At 38.5% G+C, this 24,220-nt stretch carries 22 protein-coding genes and 3 tRNA genes; 12 read left to right on the top strand and 13 right to left on the bottom strand.

Annotated elements, in window-relative coordinates; translation table 11 throughout:
* The first annotated feature begins 6 nt into the window (after positions 1-6).
* The 5 genes from EGS47_RS16805 (at position 7) to EGS47_RS16785 (ending at position 2,743) form a co-directional block, all read left to right on the top strand.
* Positions 7-1,512 carry a DUF3336 domain-containing protein gene (locus tag EGS47_RS16805; protein WP_049173765.1) on the top strand — a complete coding sequence of 502 codons (1,506 nt, stop codon included), beginning with the start codon at positions 7-9 and terminating at the stop codon, positions 1,510-1,512.
* Positions 1,513-2,304 (top strand): protein kinase domain-containing protein, encoded by a 792-nt coding sequence (locus tag EGS47_RS16800; protein WP_005004029.1) that lies wholly within the window; start codon positions 1,513-1,515, stop codon positions 2,302-2,304. It begins immediately after the preceding gene.
* A 103-nt stretch (positions 2,305-2,407) separates the two neighbouring features.
* Positions 2,408-2,492, top strand: a tRNA-Leu gene (locus EGS47_RS16795).
* A 65-nt stretch (positions 2,493-2,557) separates the two neighbouring features.
* Positions 2,558-2,631 (top strand) — tRNA-Trp (locus EGS47_RS16790).
* Between the two features lie 27 nt (positions 2,632-2,658).
* Positions 2,659-2,743: transfer RNA gene (locus tag EGS47_RS16785), tRNA-Leu, on the top strand.
* Positions 2,744-3,262: 519 nt separating this feature from the next.
* Here EGS47_RS16785 and EGS47_RS16780 read toward each other — a convergent pair.
* Both EGS47_RS16780 and gloB read right to left on the bottom strand, forming a co-directional pair.
* The gene (locus EGS47_RS16780; protein WP_005004031.1) at positions 3,263-3,466 is read right to left on the bottom strand and encodes a hypothetical protein; all 204 of its coding nucleotides are present in this window, start codon (positions 3,464-3,466) and stop codon (positions 3,263-3,265) included.
* 358 nt (positions 3,467-3,824) lie between these two features.
* Complete coding sequence (gene gloB, locus EGS47_RS16775; RefSeq protein WP_005004032.1) at positions 3,825-4,556, bottom strand: hydroxyacylglutathione hydrolase; 732 nt, start codon at positions 4,554-4,556, stop codon at positions 3,825-3,827.
* A 328-nt stretch (positions 4,557-4,884) separates the two neighbouring features.
* On the opposite strand from gloB, the gene EGS47_RS16770 reads away from it, so the two are divergent.
* Positions 4,885-5,853 (top strand): hypothetical protein, encoded by a 969-nt coding sequence (locus EGS47_RS16770; protein ID WP_005004033.1) that lies wholly within the window; start codon positions 4,885-4,887, stop codon positions 5,851-5,853.
* A 17-nt stretch (positions 5,854-5,870) separates the two neighbouring features.
* Entirely contained in the window at positions 5,871-6,743 is an 873-nt protein-coding gene (locus tag EGS47_RS16765; protein WP_005004034.1) for a hypothetical protein, read from the top strand.
* A 61-nt stretch (positions 6,744-6,804) separates the two neighbouring features.
* Here EGS47_RS16765 and EGS47_RS16760 read toward each other — a convergent pair whose 3' ends face one another.
* The 10 genes from EGS47_RS16760 to EGS47_RS16715 all read right to left on the bottom strand — a co-directional run bounded on the left by EGS47_RS16760 (position 6,805) and on the right by EGS47_RS16715 (position 16,724).
* Positions 6,805-7,500: a methionine ABC transporter permease gene (locus tag EGS47_RS16760; protein WP_005004035.1), complete on the bottom strand. Its 696-nt coding sequence runs from the start codon at positions 7,498-7,500 to the stop codon at positions 6,805-6,807.
* Positions 7,500-8,522 (bottom strand): methionine ABC transporter ATP-binding protein, encoded by a 1,023-nt coding sequence (locus EGS47_RS16755; protein WP_005004036.1) that lies wholly within the window; start codon positions 8,520-8,522, stop codon positions 7,500-7,502. The genes EGS47_RS16760 and EGS47_RS16755 overlap by 1 nt, the downstream gene beginning before the upstream one ends.
* 68 nt (positions 8,523-8,590) lie before the next feature.
* Positions 8,591-9,460: a MetQ/NlpA family ABC transporter substrate-binding protein gene (locus EGS47_RS16750; RefSeq protein ID WP_005004037.1), complete on the bottom strand. Its 870-nt coding sequence runs from the start codon at positions 9,458-9,460 to the stop codon at positions 8,591-8,593.
* A 358-nt stretch (positions 9,461-9,818) separates the two neighbouring features.
* Entirely contained in the window at positions 9,819-11,108 is a 1,290-nt protein-coding gene (gene purD, locus EGS47_RS16745; RefSeq protein WP_005004038.1) for a phosphoribosylamine--glycine ligase, read from the bottom strand.
* Positions 11,109-11,242: 134 nt separating this feature from the next.
* Positions 11,243-12,817: a bifunctional phosphoribosylaminoimidazolecarboxamide formyltransferase/IMP cyclohydrolase gene (gene purH / locus EGS47_RS16740; RefSeq protein WP_005004040.1), complete on the bottom strand. Its 1,575-nt coding sequence runs from the start codon at positions 12,815-12,817 to the stop codon at positions 11,243-11,245.
* Positions 12,818-12,896: 79 nt separating this feature from the next.
* A complete protein-coding gene (gene fis, locus EGS47_RS16735; protein WP_001086304.1) occupies positions 12,897-13,166 on the bottom strand; it encodes a DNA-binding transcriptional regulator Fis in 270 nt (89 codons plus the stop codon).
* Positions 13,167-13,538: 372 nt separating this feature from the next.
* On the bottom strand, positions 13,539-14,402 hold the full coding sequence (locus EGS47_RS16730; RefSeq protein ID WP_005004043.1) for a DUF3426 domain-containing protein: 864 nt from the start codon (positions 14,400-14,402) through the stop codon (positions 13,539-13,541).
* 24 nt (positions 14,403-14,426) lie between these two features.
* Positions 14,427-15,323 carry a 50S ribosomal protein L11 methyltransferase gene (gene prmA, locus EGS47_RS16725; RefSeq protein ID WP_005004045.1) on the bottom strand — a complete coding sequence of 299 codons (897 nt, stop codon included), beginning with the start codon at positions 15,321-15,323 and terminating at the stop codon, positions 14,427-14,429.
* Positions 15,324-15,424: 101 nt separating this feature from the next.
* The gene (locus EGS47_RS16720; protein ID WP_005004047.1) at positions 15,425-16,315 is read right to left on the bottom strand and encodes a bile acid:sodium symporter family protein; all 891 of its coding nucleotides are present in this window, start codon (positions 16,313-16,315) and stop codon (positions 15,425-15,427) included.
* Between the two features lie 172 nt (positions 16,316-16,487).
* Entirely contained in the window at positions 16,488-16,724 is a 237-nt protein-coding gene (locus tag EGS47_RS16715) for a hypothetical protein (RefSeq protein ID WP_004989326.1), read from the bottom strand.
* Positions 16,725-16,958: 234 nt separating this feature from the next.
* Here EGS47_RS16715 and mnmG point away from each other — a divergent pair, with 234 nt between their 5' ends.
* Positions 16,959-18,839 (top strand): tRNA uridine-5-carboxymethylaminomethyl(34) synthesis enzyme MnmG, encoded by a 1,881-nt coding sequence (gene mnmG, locus EGS47_RS16710; protein WP_005004050.1) that lies wholly within the window; start codon positions 16,959-16,961, stop codon positions 18,837-18,839.
* 392 nt (positions 18,840-19,231) lie between these two features.
* On the opposite strand, the gene EGS47_RS18540 is transcribed toward mnmG, so the two are convergent.
* On the bottom strand, positions 19,232-20,233 hold the full coding sequence (locus tag EGS47_RS18540; RefSeq protein ID WP_005004053.1) for a helix-turn-helix transcriptional regulator: 1,002 nt from the start codon (positions 20,231-20,233) through the stop codon (positions 19,232-19,234).
* Between the two features lie 274 nt (positions 20,234-20,507).
* On the opposite strand from EGS47_RS18540, the gene EGS47_RS16700 reads away from it, so the two are divergent.
* Genes EGS47_RS16700 through EGS47_RS16685 form a run of 4 tightly spaced genes read left to right on the top strand, consistent with a single transcriptional unit; the run spans position 20,508 to position 24,172 of the window.
* Positions 20,508-22,013 (top strand): circularly permuted type 2 ATP-grasp protein, encoded by a 1,506-nt coding sequence (locus tag EGS47_RS16700; RefSeq protein ID WP_370685022.1) that lies wholly within the window; start codon positions 20,508-20,510, stop codon positions 22,011-22,013.
* A 28-nt stretch (positions 22,014-22,041) separates the two neighbouring features.
* Complete coding sequence (locus EGS47_RS16695; RefSeq protein ID WP_005004061.1) at positions 22,042-22,647, top strand: alpha-E domain-containing protein; 606 nt, start codon at positions 22,042-22,044, stop codon at positions 22,645-22,647.
* Positions 22,644-23,423, top strand: a complete 780-nt coding sequence (locus tag EGS47_RS16690; protein ID WP_005004063.1) for a transglutaminase family protein — start codon at positions 22,644-22,646, stop codon at positions 23,421-23,423. Before EGS47_RS16695 ends, EGS47_RS16690 begins: the two co-directional genes overlap by 4 nt.
* Before the next feature lie 14 nt (positions 23,424-23,437).
* A complete protein-coding gene (locus EGS47_RS16685; RefSeq protein ID WP_004989316.1) occupies positions 23,438-24,172 on the top strand; it encodes a proteasome-type protease in 735 nt (244 codons plus the stop codon).
* Positions 24,173-24,220: the final 48 nt, after the last annotated feature.

Genomic DNA, 24,220 nt, shown 5'->3' with positions numbered 1-24,220 from the left:
CTTGATATGTTTGAAACACTTCAACAGGATATGAATTTACATCAGCGACATCGTGTAAAAAAATTGAAATATCAATTAAAAAATGCCGAATCTTATGATGAGTGGAAAACTGTCGCCTTAAAATTGGATGAAGAAACAGGGGCGCAAGAATGGAAATATGATAACAGTTCGCCCTATTTCAATGCTGAAGTTATTTCCTATCGGCTTAACTTATTACGCAAATATCGTACTCAGCAAAGAGTACTGGATGCACTTTATTTATTGCAAGAAGGCTTGACCCACGACATTGCAAATATTGGGCATCCGATGCTCTTTACAGCAACTTATCTGGGGACTAAACAATTAATTGTCGATTATGTGGAAGAGGTCAGTCATTGTCTGAGATTCATTGCGATTAGTACCTGTCAGACACTTACCCTTAAACAAAAGATTAATTTTTTTGAAAACTGTCAAAAAGCCTATGGTCAGCCCGCTTTAATGTTTTCTGGCGGTGCAACACTGGGTTTGTTTCATTCTGGAGTTTGTAAAGCGTTAGTTGAACAAGACCTATTGCCAAAAGTGTTATCAGGATCAAGTGCAGGCGCAATTATGGCGGGGATGCTTGGCACTTCTTCGATTGGCGATATTCCTGAAATTCTGAAAGGGCAGAAGTTCTTCACTGAAGCCTTTCATTTTAGAAAATTAAGTGACATTGCAAAAGGGAATGGGGGATTGGCAGATGTTAAGTATTTAAAAAACTTTTTAATTGAAAATCTGGGTGATTTAACTTTTGCAGAAGCCTATAAGAAATCAGGCTTACATACCAATGTGGCAGTGGCACCTTATGATGCTTCACAGAATCCACGGATTATGAATGGATATACCGCGCCTAATTTACTGGTTTGGAGTGCTGTCTTGGCATCTTGTGCGGTTCCTGTTTTATTCCCGCCAATCCGTTTAACCAGTAAACGCTACGATGGTGTTCATACTCCTTATATGGCCAATGCAAAATGGGTGGATGGAAGTGTTCGTAGTGATTTTCCTCAAGAAAAAATGGCGCGTTTATATAATCTGAACTATACCATTGCCAGTCAGGTCAATCCCCATGTCGTGCCATTTATGCAAAGTGATCAATCGCGTTATCGTAAGGATTTACTCAGTTGGCCGCAAAGAATTTTACGTCGTCAGGCGAAAGTGGTGGCAATGGGCTTCATGGACTTTACTCGTGAACGCTTAGGTCGTGTACAACCAGTACGCCGTTTATTGGATCATGGTTATGGTATCGTTGGGCAGCGCTATTATGGCGATGTCAATATTATTGGTCGCTTTAACCTGCGTAATTATAGTTATATGCTGCAAAATCCTCGTCCCGAATTATTTAAACTGTTGCAGCAAGAAGGTGAGAGAGCCACATGGCCCAAAATTTCCTCAATAGAAATTCATGCCCGTATTGGAAAGACCATTCAGCATTGTTTAGAAATGTTGTATTTTCAAGAAACGCAGCATTTGACTAAAGAAAGTGTTAAAAAATAAATGCTGGAACAGTTTGATCAATTGTGTTTAAAGACCAAAGCTAAAAGTATGGCGCTTGGGCGTCGTCTTTATACTTTTAAATCTCAAGGAAAAACCTATTGGCTTAAGCTACAGTTACAAGATTCTCATGCAACCAGCAAAGCAGGATTTGAACATGAGCTCAGCTTTTATCAAAAGCAAGGTTCTTATGATTTTGTACTGCCTGTACAATTTCTCGAAATCGATGATTTTTTTCAAGAAGAATTATATAAGTGGGGAATGGTACTACCGCATGCCGATCCTTATTTTACGGATCATCAGATCTCTTTAATGACTTTGTCGCAAACTAAGCAATATATTGATAAGGCGCTAAAGAGTTTAGCGAACATGCATGCTTCTGGCTGGATACACGGTGATTTAAAAACTGAACATTTTGCAAAATATCAAGAACATGTCTATCTCATCGATTTTGAGCAGTCTCAGCAAATAAATGCTAAAAATGCTTTAACCATGACAGCAACACCTCATTATATGGCGCCAGAGTTATTTCATGGTAGTCCCAAAACTATTCAAAGTGATTTATACGCTATAGGCGTTATTTTATATGAGTGGCTCACAACACAACGATTCACTGCACGTAGTTATCAAGATTGGGCAATTTTACATTGCCAACAACTCAACATAGAGCTACCTGAAAATAAACAATGTTTTTTTCCCTTACTCAATGGCTTATTAAACAAGCAGCAAAACTTACGATTTCATGATGTAAATCAAGCTTTAAAAGTACTTAACTTAACAAAAATGTCGATATAATAAACATAAGTTTTTGATTTGTTTTTTATTTAATCAACCAATTGGTTTTTTTATAAAAAATACTTGTCACAATCCAACCTTCTCTATAATATACACAGCCATCGGGGGCGTGGCGAAATTGGTAGACGCACTGGATTTAGGTTCCAGCGCCGCAAGGTGTAAGAGTTCGAGTCTCTTCGCCCCCACCATTTTAAGCAAGATAAAGCTTTGCTTAATTATAGTGAGAAGTAAAAATCTTCACATTATAAGATCTAGAGGATTGGTGTAATGGTAGCATGACGGTCTCCAAAACCGTTCGTCAAGGTTCGAGTCCTTGATCCTCTGCCAGAATTTAGTTGTAAAATCCCAAGTTTTGGGGGCGTGGCGAAATTGGTAGACGCACTGGATTTAGGTTCCAGCGCCGCAAGGTGTAAGAGTTCGAGTCTCTTCGCCCCCACCATATATTATCAAGAGTTGATTTGCTCTTGAGTTAAGAACTTAGCTTCGATAAAAGCTTAATATCATAGAATATTAAGCTTTTTTTATTTATAAAACCTATATTCATGAATTGTAGACATTAAAAAGGCTTAAACATAATGTTTAAGCCTTTGAGTGATTATTATATTATTATCAATCACTTATTTTATCTGTAAGCTAATTGTCCAAATAAGTAGACCATAATCATGAGTGTGAAAATGGTCGAGGAAACTAAAACGACTTCTACTGTTTTCATAACCCCACCTTTTTATAATTGTTGAGTCTTTTTTATACAGTAAAAAACAACTTAATGCAATGAGAATAATTCTCAATATAAGAAATGTATAGCAAAATTTAAGCTTAAGGAATATTGAATCATAAAAATTACAATAAAAAATAGCATCAGATATGATGCTATTTAAAGTCATTCATCATTTTTTAAATTTCTATTCTTATACAATCCTATATGTATTAAGTACATAGAGAAAATAGCTTATCAAGTTTATGCTTTTAAATGATCCTCAAATTCTTCACCAAGTTGAATGGCTAAATTATTACCAGATAAATCGCAGGTAACAAGACCATATTCTTTTTTGAAACTAAACGTAAAACCTTTGTCATCCGCTAAGTTTTTTACGGAATATCCCAGTTTTTCTAGCCAGATACGAAACGCAATTAAATTTTTAGCTTTGACCACTTTTCTCATTTGAATATTCTCCATTACCACCACAATCGTTATTTTTATTAATAAGGGTAACTGTGAATTTTTTAAAGGGGAAAACTGTTTAAGAATTTTTCAATTCATGAAATTGCCATCAGATTGTATAAATAAAAGATCAATTTTTATGTTTTTTGCAAAGCACAACGCTTAAAAAATTAGAACTATTTTGATTAATATATTGATTTTTAATCATTTAATTTTTTATGCTAAAGATGAGGAATTAGCTAAATGAGTACAGCATTCAAAAAAAATAGATGTAAAAATATATTTCATATTTCAAAAAGATCGGTCATAAGACAAAAGAGAGAGTTGCATCAACCAATGACCGATTGATCCTTCATCTTTAGAATTGATCTTTTAACGTTCGTATTCTAGCGAACTCTTCAACACAGTCGGTGCGTAAGAAAGGATTGGTTTCTAATTCTAGTTGAATGCTGCTGGGTAAGGTGATTTGGCCATTTTCTCTGAGTTGTTGAACCTGTTGAGCACGTTCTTGCAGTGCAAGATTATGAGGTTCAATTGTTAATACAAATTGTGCATTGGCAAGCGTATATTCATGGGTGCAGTAGACTTGGGTTCGTGGTGGTAGTGCAGCCAAGCGATTTAAGGAGTGATACATTTGTTCAAATGTACCTTCAAAAACTCGACCGCAGCCAAGTGAAAAAAGTGTATCACCGCAAAATAGACTATCAATTTGATCGATAAAATAGACGATATGACCAAGCGTATGACCCGGAGTTGCAATAATATCAACATTTAATTGATTAAATCTAAATTGATCTGCATGTTGTAAAGCATGAGTGATAAATGGAATTTTACTCAACTCTTCACGAGGGCCAAAAACAGGAATTGAATGTTGGGCAATTAGAACGGGTACGCCACCGATATGATCTTTATGCCAGTGAGTGAGCCAGATTTGAGTTAACTTCAAATGATGTTGTTCACAAAAATTCTCTACCAATTTTGATTCAGTCGGATCAATAGCAACAACTTCTTGCGTTTCTGTATCTTCAAGCATCCATATGTAATTTTTTAAATCATTTTGGACATCAATAAAGTGAACCTGATAACGCATTTTTTTATCCTAAAAATCAATTAAACTGTTTAAATTGAAAGGCGAGTCTATACTTGTTCAATATCATCATAACAGATATTTTGAGTAAGCTTGGCATAGAATAAATGTTTAACTTTTAGAAAGTGATGAATTTATCATTCTTTCCTAATAATATAATGTAGTTAAACATAATAAGCTAATCTTATGATTTTACAGTGGATTTTATCGATCAGCCATTTTATGATGCCTTTAAAAGAGCAAATATGTAATCAAGCAACACTTTTGTTCAATCAAAATAACGGCATTTAAATAAACGATTAATCAGTAGTTTCATGTATGGAGAGGAGATATGTCAGGAAGACAAGATCATGAAATCGTCGAAGTATTTAAAACATATTTGCATCCACTTTCAGAAAAACTGACAGAAATGTTAAATGAACATTATAGCCATCAGACCGAACGACGCGGCTGTGGTTATACGCAAGCAACCCGTGTGATTGCAGAAATAGTGAATCAGCCCAGAGATCATCAAAACTTTCAGGATTTACGTTTGTTTGCAGATTATGATCTGAAACTTTTGAAATATATTTTAAATCAAAGTTCCTGCTATCACATTGATCTGGATTCATGGCGCGATCTGGATCAACATCATAATTTGCAAAATGATCTCAAAGCCCATGATGTTTCAGTACATTTTCATCAGGCGGTATTGCAGGAAGCAAGTTTTCAGGCAAAACTTAGAAGCCTTTATCTAGAGATGCAACTTGAAGAAAGTATTCTGATTTGTAGGTTGATTGAAGATATTATTCTTCCTAAACTGGCTGAAATGAATCCTTTTATTGAACTAAAAACCCTCCAAGAAAAACCCAAAGTGGGCTCATGTCCTTTAGCAGAAAAATATTTTTTAAAAGTGGCGCATCGACGTTTATTGCGACAGGGTGAAATTAATATTTTTGTCGATGCACATCAACAACCCGTCATGATTGAAAAACTAAATATGGGGGATAATCACTCCTGTATTAGTTTGCAGCCGTTAATCATGAATGGTGTGCGTTTACCCGTGGGTTGTCTTTTTTCAGTCAGCTATGATCATGCAAGTATTAGCAAACGAAAAAATAAAAATTATAAGGGCAATATTATTCCAATCGATGAAGTCGAGGGTTTCTGGTTTTTAAGATTGACGACGCTTGCAATTTCTCCAGCTCATCGGGCGAGAGCATTTAGTCACCATTTTAAACAACAGGTTCAAAATGGTTTATTTCGTCCTGAAAGTACTGAACTGAGCCAATTAATGGAAGTTGCTCTTGAGCAAATCTAATCATAAAAAGGGATACTATGCTCAAAGCCTGTTATTCACCACGTTATTATGCAAATACTCATACCAACAGTATGGAAAAATTAACTGAGGTTGCGAAAATAGTCGAACAAAAACAATTAGCGCAATGCATTGATCCGGGCATGATTGAGGTGGAATTACTTAAACAGTTGCATCGTCCTGATTATGTCGAAGCATTTATCACGGGTAAACAACCAGAAGCTTCGATACAAGGATTTCGTGACTGGAATCCACAGCTTCGTGATGCAGTATTATCAATTAACGCAGGTCAATTATTGGGTGCTGAACTTGCTATGAAAGAGGGAATTGCTGCCAATATTGCACAGGGTTTTCATCACGCTAGTTATGAAGCTGGCGCCGCATATTGTACTTTTAATGGGCTGGCACTTATCGCTAAATATTATCCAAAGAAGACGATCTTTATATTGGACTGTGATCAACATGGTGGAGATGGAACAGCACAATTTACAACAAAATTACCAAATCTCATTAACTTTGGAGTTTTTGGGATTCGTTTTGGGTGCCGTGCCAACAGTCGTAACTTTACTCGATATATTCATCCTAAACAGGGGAATTTTGAACAATATTTAGAGGCTTTACATGAAAGTTTTGAAATGATTGAACGCTTTCAGGCCGATTTAATTGTGTATCAGGCTGGAATGGATTGCCATCAAAAAGACAAATATGGCTCAAAATGGTTCACGACTGAATTGTTATATCAACGTGATCAAGCTGTATTTAGAATGGCAAAACAAAAAGGCATTCCAATTTTATTTGTACTTGCTGGTGGTTATCAGCCACTTGAAGAGCTTGTCCCATTACACGTCAATACCTTTATTGCAGCGGATGTTACCTATTTCTCAGATCATTAAAATCATTGAGCTATAAAAGAGGGAGCTGATAAAGCTCCCTCTAATGCGGCTTTGGGCTCAACTAGCGAAGTTTGGAAAGCCAATTCCCTAGTGACTGTACCAATTGTACCAAGATCAACAAGACAATCACGGTCAAGAGCATCACGCTACTATCAAAACGTTGATAACCATAAGAATAAGCCAGATCACCAATACCACCTGCACCGACAGCACCTGCCATTGCGGTTGCACCAATCAGACTGATCGTTGCAGTGGTCATATTTAAAATGAGTGAGCTACGTGCTTCTGGCAAAATAAACTTAAATACGATTTGCCATGGCGTTGCGCCCATTGCCTGTGCGGATTCGATAATGCCATCATTAACTTCAAGCAGAGAATTTTCAATCAATCGTCCCATGTAGGGGCCGATAAAAATCGTTAAAGGAACAATCGCAGCCCAAGTACCAATGGATGATCCGACAATCCATTTCGTCAATGGAATCACAGCAATCGCTAAAATGAAAAAGGGTAGAGAGCGCAAAGCATTAATAATCGGATTCAAACCATGATAAATGGCTTTATTGGGTAAGATGCCTTTGTCACGGGTGACAACCAACGCTACACCTTGAATTAAGCCCCAAATTCCGCCAAATAGGAAAGACAACAGCACCATTTGTATGGTTTCTTGCATGGCATCAACAAATTGATCCATGCCGAGCGGACTGGTCCAGAGTGGTTGTGTAATTACAGTGAGCCAATGCACAATGAATTCTTTCATTATTCATTCTCCGCTTGACTGATCAGAACATCATGCTTTTTCATATAGTCAACTGCTTGTGCAACAACATCGACACTGCCTAATATTTGGACAAACATCTGGCCAATAACCGTGCCATTAATTTCAGTCATATTGGAAAATAAAATATTAAAATCGATATCAAATTCACGGATGACCGTTTGAATCACAGGTTGATGTGCTGATTTGCCTAAAAACTGTAAACGGTAGATGGTATCAATTCCTTTATGTTGCAAATTATCCAGAATCTTACGTGGTAATTGTTGCTGAAACACGGTTTGAATAAAGGTTTTGGTCGTTGGGTGTTGGGGGTGGCTAAAAATTTGCACGGTTGGGCCATGCTCAATCACTTTACCTGCTTCCATTACCGCAACCTGATCGCAAATACGTTCAATCACATCCATTTCATGGGTGACGATAACAATGGTAATTCCTTGTTCTTCATTAATTTTTTTAAGTAAATCGAGTACAGATTTGGTGGTTTGCGGATCAAGTGCTGAGGTCGCCTCATCACATAATAGAATTTTAGGGTGATTTGCCAAAGCACGTGCAATACCAACGCGTTGTTTCTGACCGCCAGATAATTCATCAGGAAAAGCATTACGTTTATGTTTTAGGTCGATGAAATCCAGCAATTCTTCCAGACGTGCCTGACGTTTGGCTTTATCTACACCTAAAAGCAGCAGCGGCATTTCAATATTTTCTGCTACGGTTTTGGTTTGTAATAAATTGAAATGCTGAAAAATCATACCAATATGGGTGCGTTCTGTACGCAAATCTTTAGCACTCAAAGCGGTCATATCTTTTTGATTGACGATGACCTGACCTTCGCTTGGGCGTTCAAGTAAATTGATCAATCTTACGAGGGTACTTTTACCTGCACCACTATAGCCAATGATGCCAAAAATACTACCAGCAGGAATGGTCAGGTTAATTTGATCCAGTGCTGGAATGGTTTGCCCATTTTGAGTGTAGAACTTGGAGATATTCTTAAATTCAATCATATGATCTAGAGTGCTAAAAAAAGAAAAACAGGCAACACAGTGTGCCTGTTTGTGAAGAGGGTATTATATTACTGTTTTCCGCCAGTCAGGTAGCTGATTGGTTCATTTACATCAACTTTTGTGCCCTGAAATTTTTCCTGAATGAATTGTTTTACAGGTGCAGAATGATAAAGGTCTTTCAGCTTTAATAACTCAGGATCGTTTTGACGACCTTCTGCCACGGCAAGAACATTGACATTCATTTTGGTAGATTGATCTACAGGTTCATGGAAAATTGAATCTTTAAGCACATTCAAACCACCTTCCATGGCCAAGACATTACCCAATACAATGGCATCGACTTCGCTTTTTACGCGAACAGAAGTTGCCATTGGAATTTCTTTAATCACGAGTTTCTTAGGATTTTCAATAATGTCAGCAGGAGAGCCTTTAGCGACATCAAACTCAGGTTTTAACTTAATCAAGCCCGCAGTTTGAAGCAATAACAAGGCACGAGCTTCATTGGCAGGATCGTTTGGAACGGCAATAGTTTCGCCATTTGTGAAGTCTTCAATCTTCTTGATTTTATCTGAATAAATTCCCATTGGTTCTAAATAAGTTGTTGCCAATGGAGCAATTTTAGATTTGTTTCCCGCATTAAATGCAACCAGATAAGCATAAGACTGGAAGGCATTGACATCAATTTCTTTATTTGCAACAGCAGTATTCATCGAAACATAATCAGTAAAGTTTTTTACATCAAGTTCGATACCTGCTTGTTTGGTTTCTGGAAGTTGTGCGATAAAACGCCAGATATCTGTATCTGAACCACTAGAGGCAAGCGTAATTTTATGCAAAGCATTTGCAGGTGCAGAAGCTTTATTGTCTTCAGGTTGTTTTGAACAAGCTGCGAGAACAATGACTGCAATACTTAAAAAAACACTAAACAGTTTTTTCATTGCTTGAGTTCCTGGATTTAGTCAGGCTAAATCAATGTAAGAGTGAAAGCTAAGTAGAAAATAAGGAGCTGTTGATTTTAGCTATGCAACTATCTGTAAATTGTCAACAGACCCTACTATGCTTGAAATTTAAGCACAAAAATTGCTTTTAAATCAAAAAAAGTGAGTATAAAGATATCTTGTTATATGTCAAAAAGAAAAAGGGTAAATCATTAATAATTTCTGCTATGGTTATTAAGTTACAGTATAAAGTAGAAAATAACTTTATCACTTCAGATTTTTTAGCAATTTGATCAATTTTTGAAAAATAAAAAACCTCTATTTAATCTAAAAAAGAATAAATAGAGGTTTGAATTATTTAGTTATCTGCTTTTTCACGTGCGATAGCGCGATAACCAATATCACTACGATATTGCATACCTGCAAAAGTCACTTGACCACACACTTCTAAAGCATTCACTTGAGCTTCAAGGACACTGTCGCCTAAGGCTGTTACGCAAAGTACACGACCACCTGCGGTAACGACATGACCATCATCTTTCACGCTAGTCCCTGCATGGAAAATTTTAGTACCTTCAGGAGATTGACCTAAACCAGAAATAACATCGCCTTTACGTACAGTTTCAGGATAACCTTCAGCAGCAAGTACCACACCTATCGATTTGCGTTCATCCCATTCGGCTTGAGCAGGGAGTTTACCTGCGATACCAGCTTCAACCAGATCAACCAAAGATGATTTTAAACGCATCATAATAGGTTGTGTTTCTGGATCGCCAAAACGGCAGTTAAATTCAATCACACGAGGTTGACCCTGATCGTCAATCATTAAACCCGCATAAAGGAAACCAGTATAGATGTGACCGTCACGTGCCATACCTTCAACGGTTGGGCGCATGATTTCAGTCATGACACGATCAAAAACTTCAGAAGTCACCACAGGGGCAGGAGAGTAAGCTCCCATACCACCTGTATTTGGGCCTTGATCGCCTTCAAAAATTCGTTTGTGATCTTGAGAAGTCGCCATCGGTAAAATGTTTTGACCATCAATCATACAAATAAATGATGCTTCTTCACCTGCAAGGAATTGTTCGATCACCACACGCGAGCCTGCATCACCAAACTTATTGCCAGCCAGCATATCGTCAATAGCTGCAAAAGCTTCTTCATTGCTCATCGCAACAATCACACCTTTGCCAGCCGCAAGACCATCAGCTTTAATGACAATTGGAGCGCCATGCTTTTTGATATAGTCTTTAGCAGGCTCTACTTCAGTAAATACCTCGTAGAAAGCCGTTGGAATGTTGTGCTTTTTCAGAAAGTCTTTGGCAAATGCTTTAGAACCTTCAAGTTGTGCTGCATATTGAGTCGGTCCCCAAATTTTTAAGTCAGCCAAGCGTGCTGCGTCGACGATCCCGTTGACTAAAGGTGCTTCAGGGCCAACAATAATCAGATCAACATGGTTATTTTTTGCAAAGTTGATAATTTCTGGATTGTTTAAAATATCAATTTGAACATTTTCACATTTGTTTTCGGTTGCAGTTCCTGCATTACCAGGTGCAACAAAAACTTTGGTGACTTTAGCATCTTGCGCGATTTTCCAAGCAAGTGCATGTTCGCGACCACCACTACCTAAAACAAGAATATTCATTGGGTTCATACTCCATGAATCCATAAACTGATCTGGACTTTTACACGATTCTTGATGTAGAAGACCCTCTTCATAAGAAGAGGGCGATCAGCTTAAAGTCAAAAAAATTTCTTATACTTTAAAATTCAGTCAAATTAATGACGGAAATGACGCATACCAGTAAAGACCATCGCAATACCATGTTCATTGGCTGCTGCAATCACTTCTTCATCACGCATCGAACCACCTGGTTGGATGATACATTTAATGCCTGCTTTGGCTGCATTATCGATCCCATCACGGAAAGGGAAGAATGCATCAGAGGCCATTACTGCACCTTCAACCACAAGTCCTGCGTGTTCTGCTTTAATCGCGGCAATACGAGCTGAGTTTACACGGCTCATTTGACCTGCACCAACCCCGATGGTTTGACGATTTTTTGCATAGACAATCGCATTTGATTTCACATATTTTGCAACTTTCCATGCAAAAATCAGGTCATCAATTTCTTGTTCTGTTGGTGCACGTTCAGTCACGACTTTCAGGTCAGATGCTTTGATCATACCCAAATCTTGATCCTGAACCAATAAACCACCATTAACACGTTTATAGTCTAACTGTGGAGCACGTTCATCTATGGCAGGAAGCTCACCACACACCATCACGCGAACATTCTTTTTCGCGCCAGTCACTTCAAGTACGCCATCTGCAATGCTTGGTGCAATGATTACTTCAACAAATTGACGATCCACAATCGCTTGTGCAGTTTCAACATCTAACTCGCGGTTAAAGGCAATGATGCCACCAAAAGCAGATTCGGTATCGGTTGCATAAGCAAGATCATAAGCTGCTTTGATGCCATCTAATGACACAGCAACCCCACACGGGTTAGCATGTTTGACGATGACACACGCTGGTTTTGCAAATGATTTTACACATTCAAGTGCTGCATCGGTATCAGCAATGTTGTTATAAGACAATTCTTTGCCTTGTAACTGTTTTGCTGTGGAAACGGATGCTTCTTTAGCAGCAGGATCAACATAGAATGCAGCAGATTGATGAGGGTTTTCGCCATAACGTAAGTCTTGAGCTTTAACCAATTGAGTATTAAAGGTACGCGGGAATAAATCGGCTTCGCCCTCTTCTTTACCTACACGTGCACCTAAATAAGAAGCAATCATGCCATCATATTGTGCAGTGTGTTCAAAGGCTTTTACCGCAAGATCAAAACGCGTAGCATAAGACAATGCACCAGAATCTTTAAGCTCTGCAATCACAGTAGCGTAGTCAGATGCATTGACCACAATACCCACTGAAGCATGGTTTTTCGCTGCTGCGCGAACCATGGTTGGGCCACCGATATCGATATTTTCAATCGCATCTGCCAAAGAGCAGTCTGGTTTAGCAACGGTTGCTGCAAATGGATACAGGTTAACTACAACCAAATCGATAGGCGCAATATCATGCTCTTGCATGACCGCTTCGTCCAGACCACGACGAGCCAAAATACCCCCATGAATTTTAGGATGTAGGGTTTTTACACGACCATCCATCATTTCTGGAAAACCAGTATGTTCAGAAACTTCTACAACAGCGATATTGTTGTCTTTAAGCAACTTATATGTACCGCCAGTAGATAAGATTTCTACCCCTAAAGCTGCAAGATTTTGAGCAAATTCCACAATTCCTGTTTTGTCAGAAACAGAAATCAAAGCACGTTTAATAGTCATGATTAAATCAACGGTTTAAGTTTACAGATTAAAACAAATAGGCATAAAAAATGCCCACAGGACGTGAGCATTTTATCATTTATTCACTCATTAAGCCGTGAGCTTTTAACTTTTTGCGTAAAGTTCCACGGTTTAGGCCTAGAATCTCCGCAGCACGAGTTTGATTGCCACGGGTATATTCTAAGACGACAGATAAAAGAGGTTTCTCCATTTCTGCTAGCACCATGTCATAAACTTGTGATGGTTGCTCACCTTGCAATTGTGCAAAATAATGGCGAACTGCGCGATCCACGTGGATGCGAAGAGCAACATCAGATTGTGCAGTAAAAATAGGAGATTTGCTATTCATGCGAGTTAATCCGAAATCATATTACCGCTTGGGTAAAGCAGTATGTAAATGTGGTCTAAATAATGAACCCTGTTTTAGATCCTAAAACAGAGGCTCTAAAACATGGAAACAACAGCTTGCCACAACTCTGTATATTGTGCGAAAAATAAGCGTAACAATAGTTTAATATTTGTTACAGCCCAGATTCAAAAACAAAAAAGCCACGCAATGCGCTATCACTTGATAAAGCACAGATGACGACAGTAATTGTTGTGGATAAATCCGAAGATGTTGTAGGGTCAAGCTTTCGTGGCGCGTATGATACCATTGTCTAAGAAAAAGTGAGCAAATTAACTGCATTTTTTTTCATTTTTTTTATGTTTTTTTTAGTGATTAGGGGTGGACTATTTCTAAAGTATAATCATCAAAGCTTTTTCTGGGCTGATTAATGTTAAATTCGAACTTATAAGGCAGGTTTTTAGGAATACGCTGAATACCGTTTAGGCTGGCGGCTAAATAATCTTGAGGCTTTAAAATAATACTCTTATTCTCATGTTTATTTTTTAAAGTCAGCTTGAGTAGAGGAAGCTGTAAGCTTTTATCATGATAATTGACCAAAACACCTGAAAAACGAGTTTTATGCTGCTCAATGCTCACGACTTTAACTTTATTAATAGTCAAAAGTGCGTAGTTCTCTTCAAGTTTCTTACAACTAAATACACTGCATAATTGATTGAATACCGCGCCTAGTACAGGGCTATTATGCATCACTCTTGGGTTAAACCATAAAATTTGGAAGAACAGGATTCCCAATAAGACGATGTTAATAGAACTCCACATTACATAATATAGCAGGCTATGCTTTTTACGTTTTTTGGGACTATTGTCTAAACTTAGACCTTCGCTCTCGGCAAGATTGAGTTGGGGGAAACTGCTGATTTCCTCATTTTGAAAATAGTTTAAATTATTGAGATAGGTCAGCAGATCAATATTTGAATTTTCAATTCTACGATCAAAAATATCCAGAACATTAAAGTTATTGTATTGCAAAGCAGAGGGTGAAATCGCACATTGATTTAAAGCTGAATACTGAATCGAGCTGGCAGAATGATCTTCTGCCAGAATGAGATTAGTTAGTGCATTGAAGTTTAAATCACATTTGGGGCAACAAACCATACCCTGAGCAACTGTGAGCTGAGTTAGTGAGACTTTATATACTGTCAAACATTTGGGGCAGCGGGTTTGTTTTTCACTCATGGAACCGTCATCTACTTTTATTTGTTATTGGCGCTTCCCTGATATGCGACACCAGTTTTCTTCGCGCTTCTCGATATGTACTATATCAAAAAACTCAGAATAAACACCAGTAACATCAGCAACTTGCTCTTCGATTACGCCTGCAAGTGCGAACTCTCCCTCAGATTTGAGCAAAGTTGCAAACTCTGGCGCAAGTGCCATGAGTGGCGCAGCTAAAATATTGGCCACTAAAACATCCGCTTTTTGCGATTTAAATTCTGCATTAAACTCTTCAGGTAAACCGACAAATAAACGATCTAATACATGATTGAGTTCAGCATTTTGTTTGGTAGCTAATACAGCTTGCGGGTCGATGTCAGTGGCATAGACTTTTTTTGCCCCAAGCAACAATGCTGCGACACCCAAAATACCTGAGCCACAACCATAATCGATCACAATTTTATCTTTAAGATCAGTTTGTCCTAACCATTGCAGGCAAAGAAAAGTACTAGCGTGATTGCCTGTACCAAAAGCCAGACCCGGATCAAGTTTAATGTTAACCGCATTGCTGTCTGGAGCTTCTAACCATTCAGGTACGATCCAGAACTTTTCTGCGATTTGAATGGGTTCATAATAATCCATCCATGCGCGTTCCCAGACTTGATCTTCGAGTTGTTCATGGCGTATAGGTGCATCAGGAAGTTGTTCTTTTAGAAAAGCTTCCAGTTTTTCTACATCGATAGGGTCTTGATCATCTTCCTGATAAATCCCAGTTACAATCACTTTATTCCAAAGCGGAGTTTCTCCAGGAAGCGGTTCAAGCAATGCCTGATCTTCGGCATCATCTAGCGTTACACTTACTGCACCTAATGACATAAGTAATGTTTCTGTAAAATCCACTTGCGCTTGATCAACAGTAATGTGTATTTGTAACCACTTCACGGGAATAAGACCTAAATTCGATTTGAAACATCTATTGTAACGGATAAATGGATCACTCGAGAAATAATTTCAACGAGCGACCCATTGATCTGATGAGAAGGTTATTCATTTTTTGCAACTAAGTGAGTTTCGGCTCTTTGAGGCTCATAACGATTTAACAACGTCCCAAAAATAGCAGCAAATATGTACATAAATATTGAATAAACTGCCGCAGGCATTGCGATAGTAGTGCTTGCAAGTATGGTGAGAGCAATGGTCATGGCCAGCGTACTATTATGGATACCAATTTCAAAAGCACAAGCACGTGCTTGCGTACTACTGATCCCAAATATTCGTGGGATAAAGTAGCCGATCAATAAGCTTGCGATACAAAATAGAGATGTTGCCAGTCCAACCTGCATAATGTATTCCAATATACTATTTCGTTCTTTTGCCACAGCACCAATAATAATCAGTATTAAAAATACCACTGCAAAGGTACGCACTGGTTTATGTAATTTGTCCGCAACATTAGGTGAAAAATAGCGAACAAGCATGCCTAAACAAACAGGTACGATGATAATAAGAAAAACCTGAATGACTTTGCTAAACTGAAGTCCAAGCTGTTGACCATCATTAATAAAATGTTGAATAGACAGATTGACAATAACAGGCAAGGTAAATGCTGCAATTACAGAATTGATCGCTGTTAAAGTAATATTGAGTGCAATATCACCTTTATAAAGATAGCTAAATAAGTTTGCTGTAGGCCCGCCCGGTGACGCTGCCAGTAGCATCACACCAACGGCCAAAAGGGGAGGAAGGGCTAATAGCTTACAAATTACAAATGCGATACTGACCAGAATCACCAATTGACAAAATAAGGCCAAGAAAACTGCTTTAGGATGTTTTGCAACACGCTTAAAATCCTGAGGCCGTAACTCCAAGCCTAGTCCAGCCATAATGATTGCAAGTGCTATAGGTAGAAAAATCGTAATTATTCCAGAATCCATATGTTATTTCCTTTTGTTGTTTTATATCCCGATGTCATAATGATTCTAACTAAAATTGAATATATTTCAATCAGATAAATTACATTTATAAGTGGAATTATTATTTTTTCCATAAAAAAACACAGGCATAGTAAGCCTGTGTTTTACAGATTAAATTAAAGCAGTTTTACAATTATGGTGCAGGCGCTTTAAATTGCAATTTACCATTTTCATTCGGCTGACAAGTACCATTAAAAGTAACGCCTTTGTAGCCGTAAGTTGCCCAGTCACCTTGCTTTTTCTTGGCACATGCTTTGACTTGTGCATTAGTTTCTGCTTTGCTCACTGTTGCTTCTTCAGCATTTGCTAGCGTCATACCACCAAGAAGTAAAGCAGATACAGCGATTGTTTTTAACATGATGTTTTTCATTTCAATACCTTTTTTAAAGTTGATTTTAGGTTTTTAACTATAAAGCACTGACACAGTCTTATTCTAAGAGTCGGTTTTTAAAAAGTTAATTCGTTTTATGCTGAAATACTTATATAAAATGTCACATCTTGTATATTGCTGTAAATTTTGTGTCTTTATTTTTGTAAAAAAACCATATTGCTACAGGGTTTTTTGATATAATTTTTCGTCCTTTTTTCTTGGTGTTTTTCAGCCATGCATTACCCTAAAGTTTATGATGTTATTGTTATTGGTGGCGGTCACGCAGGTACGGAAGCGGCGCTTGCTGCTGCGCGTATGGGACGACAGACCTTGCTTTTGACGCATAACATTGAAACATTGGGGCAAATGAGCTGTAACCCTGCGATTGGTGGTATTGGTAAATCGCATCTGGTTCGTGAGATCGATGCTTTAGGCGGTGCCATGGCATTGGCTGCCGATAAAGGTGGTATCCAGTTTCGTATTTTAAATTCGCGTAAAGGCGCAGCAGTTCGCGCAACGCGTGCTCAAGCCGACCGTGTGCGTTATAAAGCCGCCATTCGTTATACCCTTGAAAATCAACCAAATCTGGATATTTTTCAGCAAGCAGCCGATGATTTAGTCGTTGAAGGCGATACGGTGAAGGGTGTGATTACCCAAATGGGCGTACACTTTGAAACTAAAACGGTGGTATTGACCACGGGTACGTTCTTGGGTGGTGTCATTCATATTGGACTCGAAAAGTCGAGTGGCGGTCGTGCAGGTGATCCACCCTCTATTGCGTTGGCACATCGTTTGCGCGAATTAAATTTACCAGTGGGTCGTTTAAAGACAGGTACGCCACCACGTATCGATGCGCGTTCAGTTGATTTTTCTGTAATGACTCCGCAACCGGGTGATTTTCCATCACCCGTGATGTCTTTTATGGGTGACGTTTCAATGCATCCAGAGCAAGTGAATTGCTACATCACACACACCAATGAAAAAACGCACGAGATTATTCGTGGCGGTCTTGATCGTTCTCCAATGTATACAGGTGTGATTGAGGGTGTAGGGCCGCGCTATTGTCCATCCATCGAAGATAAAATTCACCGTTTTGCTGATAAAGAATCTCATCAGGTGTTTTTAGAGCCAGAAGGTTTGGATACGCATGAACTTTATCCAAACGGCATTTCAACCTCTTTACCATTCGATGTGCAGTTTGAATTGGTGCGTTCGATTCGTGGTATGGAAAATGCGCATATTTTGCGTCCGGGTTATGCGATTGAATACGATTATTTCAATCCGCAAGCTCTGAAATTTACCCTTGAAACGAAAGCCATCAATAATTTGTATTTTGCTGGTCAGATCAATGGAACAACAGGATACGAAGAGGCGGGCGCACAAGGCTTGCTTGCAGGTCTGAACGCTGCGCGTCGTGCATGGGATCAAGAGCAATGGACACCAAAACGTGACCAAGCCTATATGGGCGTATTGGTTGACGATTTAATTACCTTGGGAACCAAAGAACCGTACCGAATGTTTACTTCTCGTGCAGAATATCGTTTAATGCTGCGCGAAGACAATGCAGATCAGCGTTTAACGCCAGTTGGTCGTGAGCTTGGTTTGGTCGATGATACTCGTTGGGCAGCTTACTGTGAAAAAATGGAAGCTGTTGAAACTGAAACAGCACGTTTGGCACATTTATGGGCTGCACCAAACAATCCAATGGGTAAAAAGTTTGTGGAAATGACGGGTGCGGATTTAAGTAAAGAATCCAGTGCCATTGATTTACTTAAACGTCCAAATGTGAATTTCACCCAGATTGCTCAATTAACAGATTCTCAAGTATCTCCGCATGTGGGTGAACAGATTGAAATAGCTGTCAAGTACGAAGGCTATATCAATCGTCAACATGAAGATGTGGCTCAAATGAAGCGTTTGGAAGAAACTAAAATTCCAGCAGATTTTGATTATGATGTGGTTTCTGGCCTGTCTCGTGAAATCACGCAAAAGCTGAAAACCGTGCGTCCTGAAACCTTGGCACAAGCCAATCGTATTCCAGGTGTAACACCTGCTGCGGTGCAATTGGTGATGATTACCATCCGTAAAAATAATCAGACCAAAAAAATTGCTTAAATCATGTGTTAAATAAAAATAATTGAAATATAAAAAGCTCAGTTAAAACTGGGCTTTTTATATTGTGTAAAATGATATATGAAAAAATCTTAAGAATTTAAATGCATTTATTCTGTCAATTTTGTTATTTCTTATACGACCTGAAATTTCTTATAGTGGCTTTACGTTCAAAACAAAGAGGTAATCAACATGACCATGAAGTCGATTCGTTATAATGGTTATGATTTAGCATGCTTATGTTAAATCATGGTTCTCAGCACGAATTGGTATCCATTTTCTTTGGTGTCGGGGCTTGGGAAAGTGGGTGCCAGTATTTTAATCACCAAGAAAAAGTAATATTGTTTGAATATCAAAAATTATAAAAACTCTAAGAGAGCAATGCTCTCTTTTTTTTATTCATTTTCAATTTCTCTGACCGCATGATGAACTTCAATTGGTTCTATATGCAGAATTTTTTTACCAAAACTGCGTAGCCACCAAACCAATTGAGAGGTAAAAGGGAGCGTTGCTCGAATTTCTACAATATTTTCATCGATGGGAGTAATGCTTTGGTCTTTACTAAGCTGACTTTCATAAAAGCTCTGTGCCGTATTTTCAGTCATGGTCAGCTTTAACTCAACAATTTCAGTCGGTTTGTTGTAGTCAACACGAAAACCTAAAGCGCCAGAGTCAATATATTGATCAATATCAAAATTTACTGGGTGTAAAGCGCGCGAATTTAGTACAGAAGCTGATTTAAAACGGTGCAAAGCAAAAGTTTGGACATCGGATTTATCGTGCCGTGTACAAATTAAATAAATAATCGCACCTTTTTGTACCAAAGCCAGCGGATTTAAAATATAGGTTTTTTCTTCAGCATGAATATTACGTGGTCGATAAATACATTCGATCTGTTTATCTTGGAGTAAACCTTCATAAACGGCTTGTTGTGCATGTTTATCGACCAAAGGCGGAATTAATGGTTGGCTTGCAGGCACAATTCGAACACGATTAATCCATTGGCGAACATTATTTTGAGTCGACAGGCTGCGACGTGCCAGATCAAACCATGGATTCATTTCTTCGATCAGACTGGGGGGTAACAGGTGTTTTAAATGTTCTTCGACCATCATAAATGTCACCGCTTGAGAACTGGTCATATGCGGCAGACTTTGAATAGGAGCATCAGAACGCCAGCGCCAGCCTTGCGGTACGGTCTTATTGCTTTCAATGGGAAAGCGTTGTGCAATCTGGTTTAAGTCACGCTGAATAGTGCGCAGGCTAATATCAACCCCTTCACGTTCCAGCATTTCCTGTAGTTCACGCGTTCCCATCCATTTACCTGTCGAAAGGCGCGATAGAATTTGCCATTGTCGGTGCAAACTATTGGAGGTTTCTTTTTCTTGTAAAGACATAGTCGATCGTAAGTAGGTCAATAATGTTTTGAATAGCAACACAATAGAAAAACTTGATCGTTTTGGCAAGAATGTAACAGAAATATTGCTTATATCCCGATACAACTTTCTACAAGAACCTCATTGAAGCCAGTTCACTTTTTTTCCAAAAATAAGGAAAGCATCTGCATAAATGGCACTGTATTTGCTTTATAGGATAATGAGTCAACAAGAAAAAAGGCAGGTAATTATGTTAGAAGAAGATAAAGAGATGCATGCCCTAGGTGAGCAATATATGAAAGATAAATTGAGCGGAGTAATCAACAGCCAGTCTTTATTCATTGACCAGTTAAGTGTAAATACCAATTTGTTTGAGCAGTTAAAATCAAAATTTTTTAACGAAATGCTAGATGATGTCAGCTCAAGTGGTGAAGTTTCTAAAAAGATAGAGCAATGGCTGTCAGTGCATAGTCTCGAACAATTGAAGCAACTGAATGCTGAGGCAAAGCAACATTTTTTATATGAAGGGATTACCTTTACGGTTTATGGTGAAGAAGAAGGCACGCAACGAACGATTCCATATGATCTCATTCCGCGAGTGATCGAAAAAAAGCAATGGGAGAAAATATCCAAAGGCTGCGAGCAGCGCGTCAAAGCTTTAAATTTATTTTTAGATGATATTTATCATGATCAGCATATTTTGAAAGAACAGATTGTTCCTCAAATGCAGGTGATGACACATGAAGCTTTTCAGCCTCACATGTTAAATCATGATTTAAAAGGAAAAATTTATTCTCAAATCAGCGGGATCGATATCATTCGTGATGGAAAAGGTGATTTTTTTGTTCTCGAAGATAATTTAAGAACACCGTCAGGTGTCTCTTATATGATTGAAAGTCGAAAAATCAGTAAAAAACTCATGCCAGAGCTATGTGCGGCAAACCCGTTACAAGAAATCGAACAATATCCAACATTACTCCGCGCAATTTTGGAGGAAAATGCTTATGTTGATCAGCCTTTTATAGTGGTGTTAACCCCAGGACGCTTTAATAGCGCCTATTACGAGCATGCTTTTTTAGCCCGTGAAATGGATGTGCCGCTAGTCAGTAGTCGCGATCTTTTTGTTGAAAATGATCACGTCTATGTCAAAACTATTCGAGGTCGTCAACGTGTCGATGTGATTTATCGCCGTGTTGATGATGCATTTCTCGATCCACTTGCTTTTAGACCTGATAGTACTTTAGGTGTCGCAGGTTTGATGTCTGCTTATTTGCAGCACAATGTCGTGATTGCAAATGCTCCGGGTACAGGGGTTGCGGATGATAAATCAATCTATCCTTATGTGGATGATATGATTAATTTTTATCTGAATGAAGCACCAATTTTGAAAAATGTGCCAACCTTTCAATGTCGACGTGAAGATGAACTGGATTATGTAGTTGCCAATCTGGAACAACTGGTCGTCAAAGAGGCACAGGGTTCTGGTGGATATGGAATGCTGATTGGGCCACAAGCAACCAAAAGTGAAATCGCGGAGTTCAGAAAAAAAGTTTTGCAACATCCGCATTTATATATTGCACAGCCGACACTCGAATTATCTGTGGCGCCAACTTTGACTCAGGATGGCATCGCAGAGCGGCATATCGACTTACGTCCTTTTGTATTGTCATCGCCTTATCGAACCGAGATTGTACCGGGAGGCTTGACACGTGTGGCCATGAAAGCTGGCTCACTTGTTGTGAACTCATCACAAGGTGGTGGCATCAAAGATACTTGGGTTGTTGAAGCACTACATTCTTGATCAATGTTCATTTAACAAGGAAGAAATTATGATTTTACTGAGTTCAAATGCACAACATATTTACTGGTTAGGCCGTTATTTGATGCGCATCAACTTTTTTTGCAATCGGATTCCATTTACACAGGATCAGGCTGCAATTGAATTTTGTCATGCTTTTTGTTTACCTGCTTATGATGCAGCATCACTGAATGAATTGGCACTAGATCCTGAGCAACCGTATTCATTGATGAAACAATTTAGCTATGCAAGTGACAATATTCATGAATTACGCGCTGTTTTACCTGCAAAAGCCTATGCTGAACTTAATGCTCTTATTCGAAATGCAGGTGAACAATCGGGTTATATTTGTAATGTAGTCCAAGAGTGTAATGAGATTTTGGAAGCAGAAACAGATACCGATATTTTACTGTTTTTTGGTTTGGGTCAAAAAATTGAGCAATTAGATGCGACTTTGCGCTTTAAACAAAATCCTGAAAATTTAATTGATGAACTCGACAAAACCGTTGCAGCTTTAAAAAATTATGGCTGGTTGGCTCTTGAAACAGCATGGCTTGATTTGAAGCAACAACCTGATTTGATGTCTTTTTATCATTTTCATGATCAACTTCATCTCATGTTTGAGGCGCCTGTATGAAACTTATGGTGAATCATCAAACACATTACACTTATAGTGAAAATGCGTGCAACAGTATCCAATATATTAAGATGATTCCTCAAAGTTCACAGCACCAATACGTTCATTACTGGGACATTAGTGTTCCGGGTGAACGGGTACTTAAAAAGGATGTTTTTAATAATCTATGGCTGACTTGTTCACAGCGTTTTGACTATCAACATTTAACCATCATGGCGCAAGGGATCGTTGAATTACATTGTGGTGGAAATGAGGGACACCAAGCAAGTTTACCGTTGTCACTATTTTTGCAGCCGACACATGCTACGTTGTGGGACGCGAATATGTTGGAATTTGCCACCCAATTTGTGACGATGGGTTCGTTGAAAGAACTTATTGTTTTAGCAGAACAAATTTTGTTGAAAGTTCCTTACTGTCCGCATGCAACCACAGTTCAGTCCACAGCAAAAGAAGCATTTTACGCAGGTCTAGGGGTGTGTCAGGATCATGCACATTTAATGATTGCCATGTGTCGGGCTTTAAATTTACCAGCGCGATACGTTTCAGGCTATTTGTATGATAAAAATACGCCTCATCTAGCAAGTCATGCATGGGCTGAAGTATTTTTGAATAAACAATGGTATTGTTTCGATGTGAGTAATCAATTGTTTGAACCTTCTTCACATATTTACGTCGCAATTGGTCGTGATTATTTTGATGTTGCGCCAGTAAGGGGTATTCGTGAAAAAGGTGGTGTGGAAAAAATGCGATCAACAGTGCAGGTACTTGCTTGTTGAATGGAATGAAAAAAATGACTTATTGTTGTGCTTTACGGCTTAAAGATGGCTTGGTCTTCATTAGTGATACGAGGACCAATGCGGGTGTAGATCAGATTTCAGTTTTTCGAAAACTTTACACTTTTGGGAAATTAAAAGAGCGCTTTATTGCGATTCAAACAGCGGGTAATCTGGCAACAACACAGGCTGTGATCGGTCATTTGCGAAATCAGCTTGAATTACAGGAACAACCCAATCTATACACTGTAAATACCATGTTTGAAGTTGCCCAATTGGTCGGGCGAACTTTGCGCAAAGTCATTGAAGATGTGACCGAAGATACGCTTGAACAAAGTAATTACTACTGTAGTTTGACTGTGGGTGGTCAAATTGGGGAAGGAGAGCATCAACTTTATAATATCTATCCACAAGGGAATTTTATTTGTGCAACTAAAGACACACCTTTTTTTCAGATTGGTGAAAGCAAGTACGGTAAACCAATACTAGATCGTGCTTTAACTTATGATATGCCTTTGGATGAAGCACTGCGTTGTAGCCTACTTTCATTCGATTCTACCTTACGTTCGAATGTGTCAGTGGGATTGCCGCTTGATGTATTGGTGTATCATATTGATAGTCTGGAAATGCCAAAAGGTAAACGTGTTACTCAAGATGATGAGTATTTTCAAAAAATCAGTAAACAATGGTCGGAAATACTGCGTGCAGGTTTGCATGAAATTCCAAAACCTTCAGAGGATTATTTGGAATAATTGAAAACGGCAGGCATAATTAATTTATTAACAGATAAAGAAATATAA

The sequence above is a fragment of the Acinetobacter sp. FDAARGOS_515 genome, assembly GCF_003938865.1.
In the GTDB taxonomy this organism is placed as follows: domain Bacteria; phylum Pseudomonadota; class Gammaproteobacteria; order Pseudomonadales; family Moraxellaceae; genus Acinetobacter; species Acinetobacter ursingii.
Note: the sequence above shows the minus strand (reverse complement) of the source record. Positions and strands in the feature narration are given on the sequence as shown.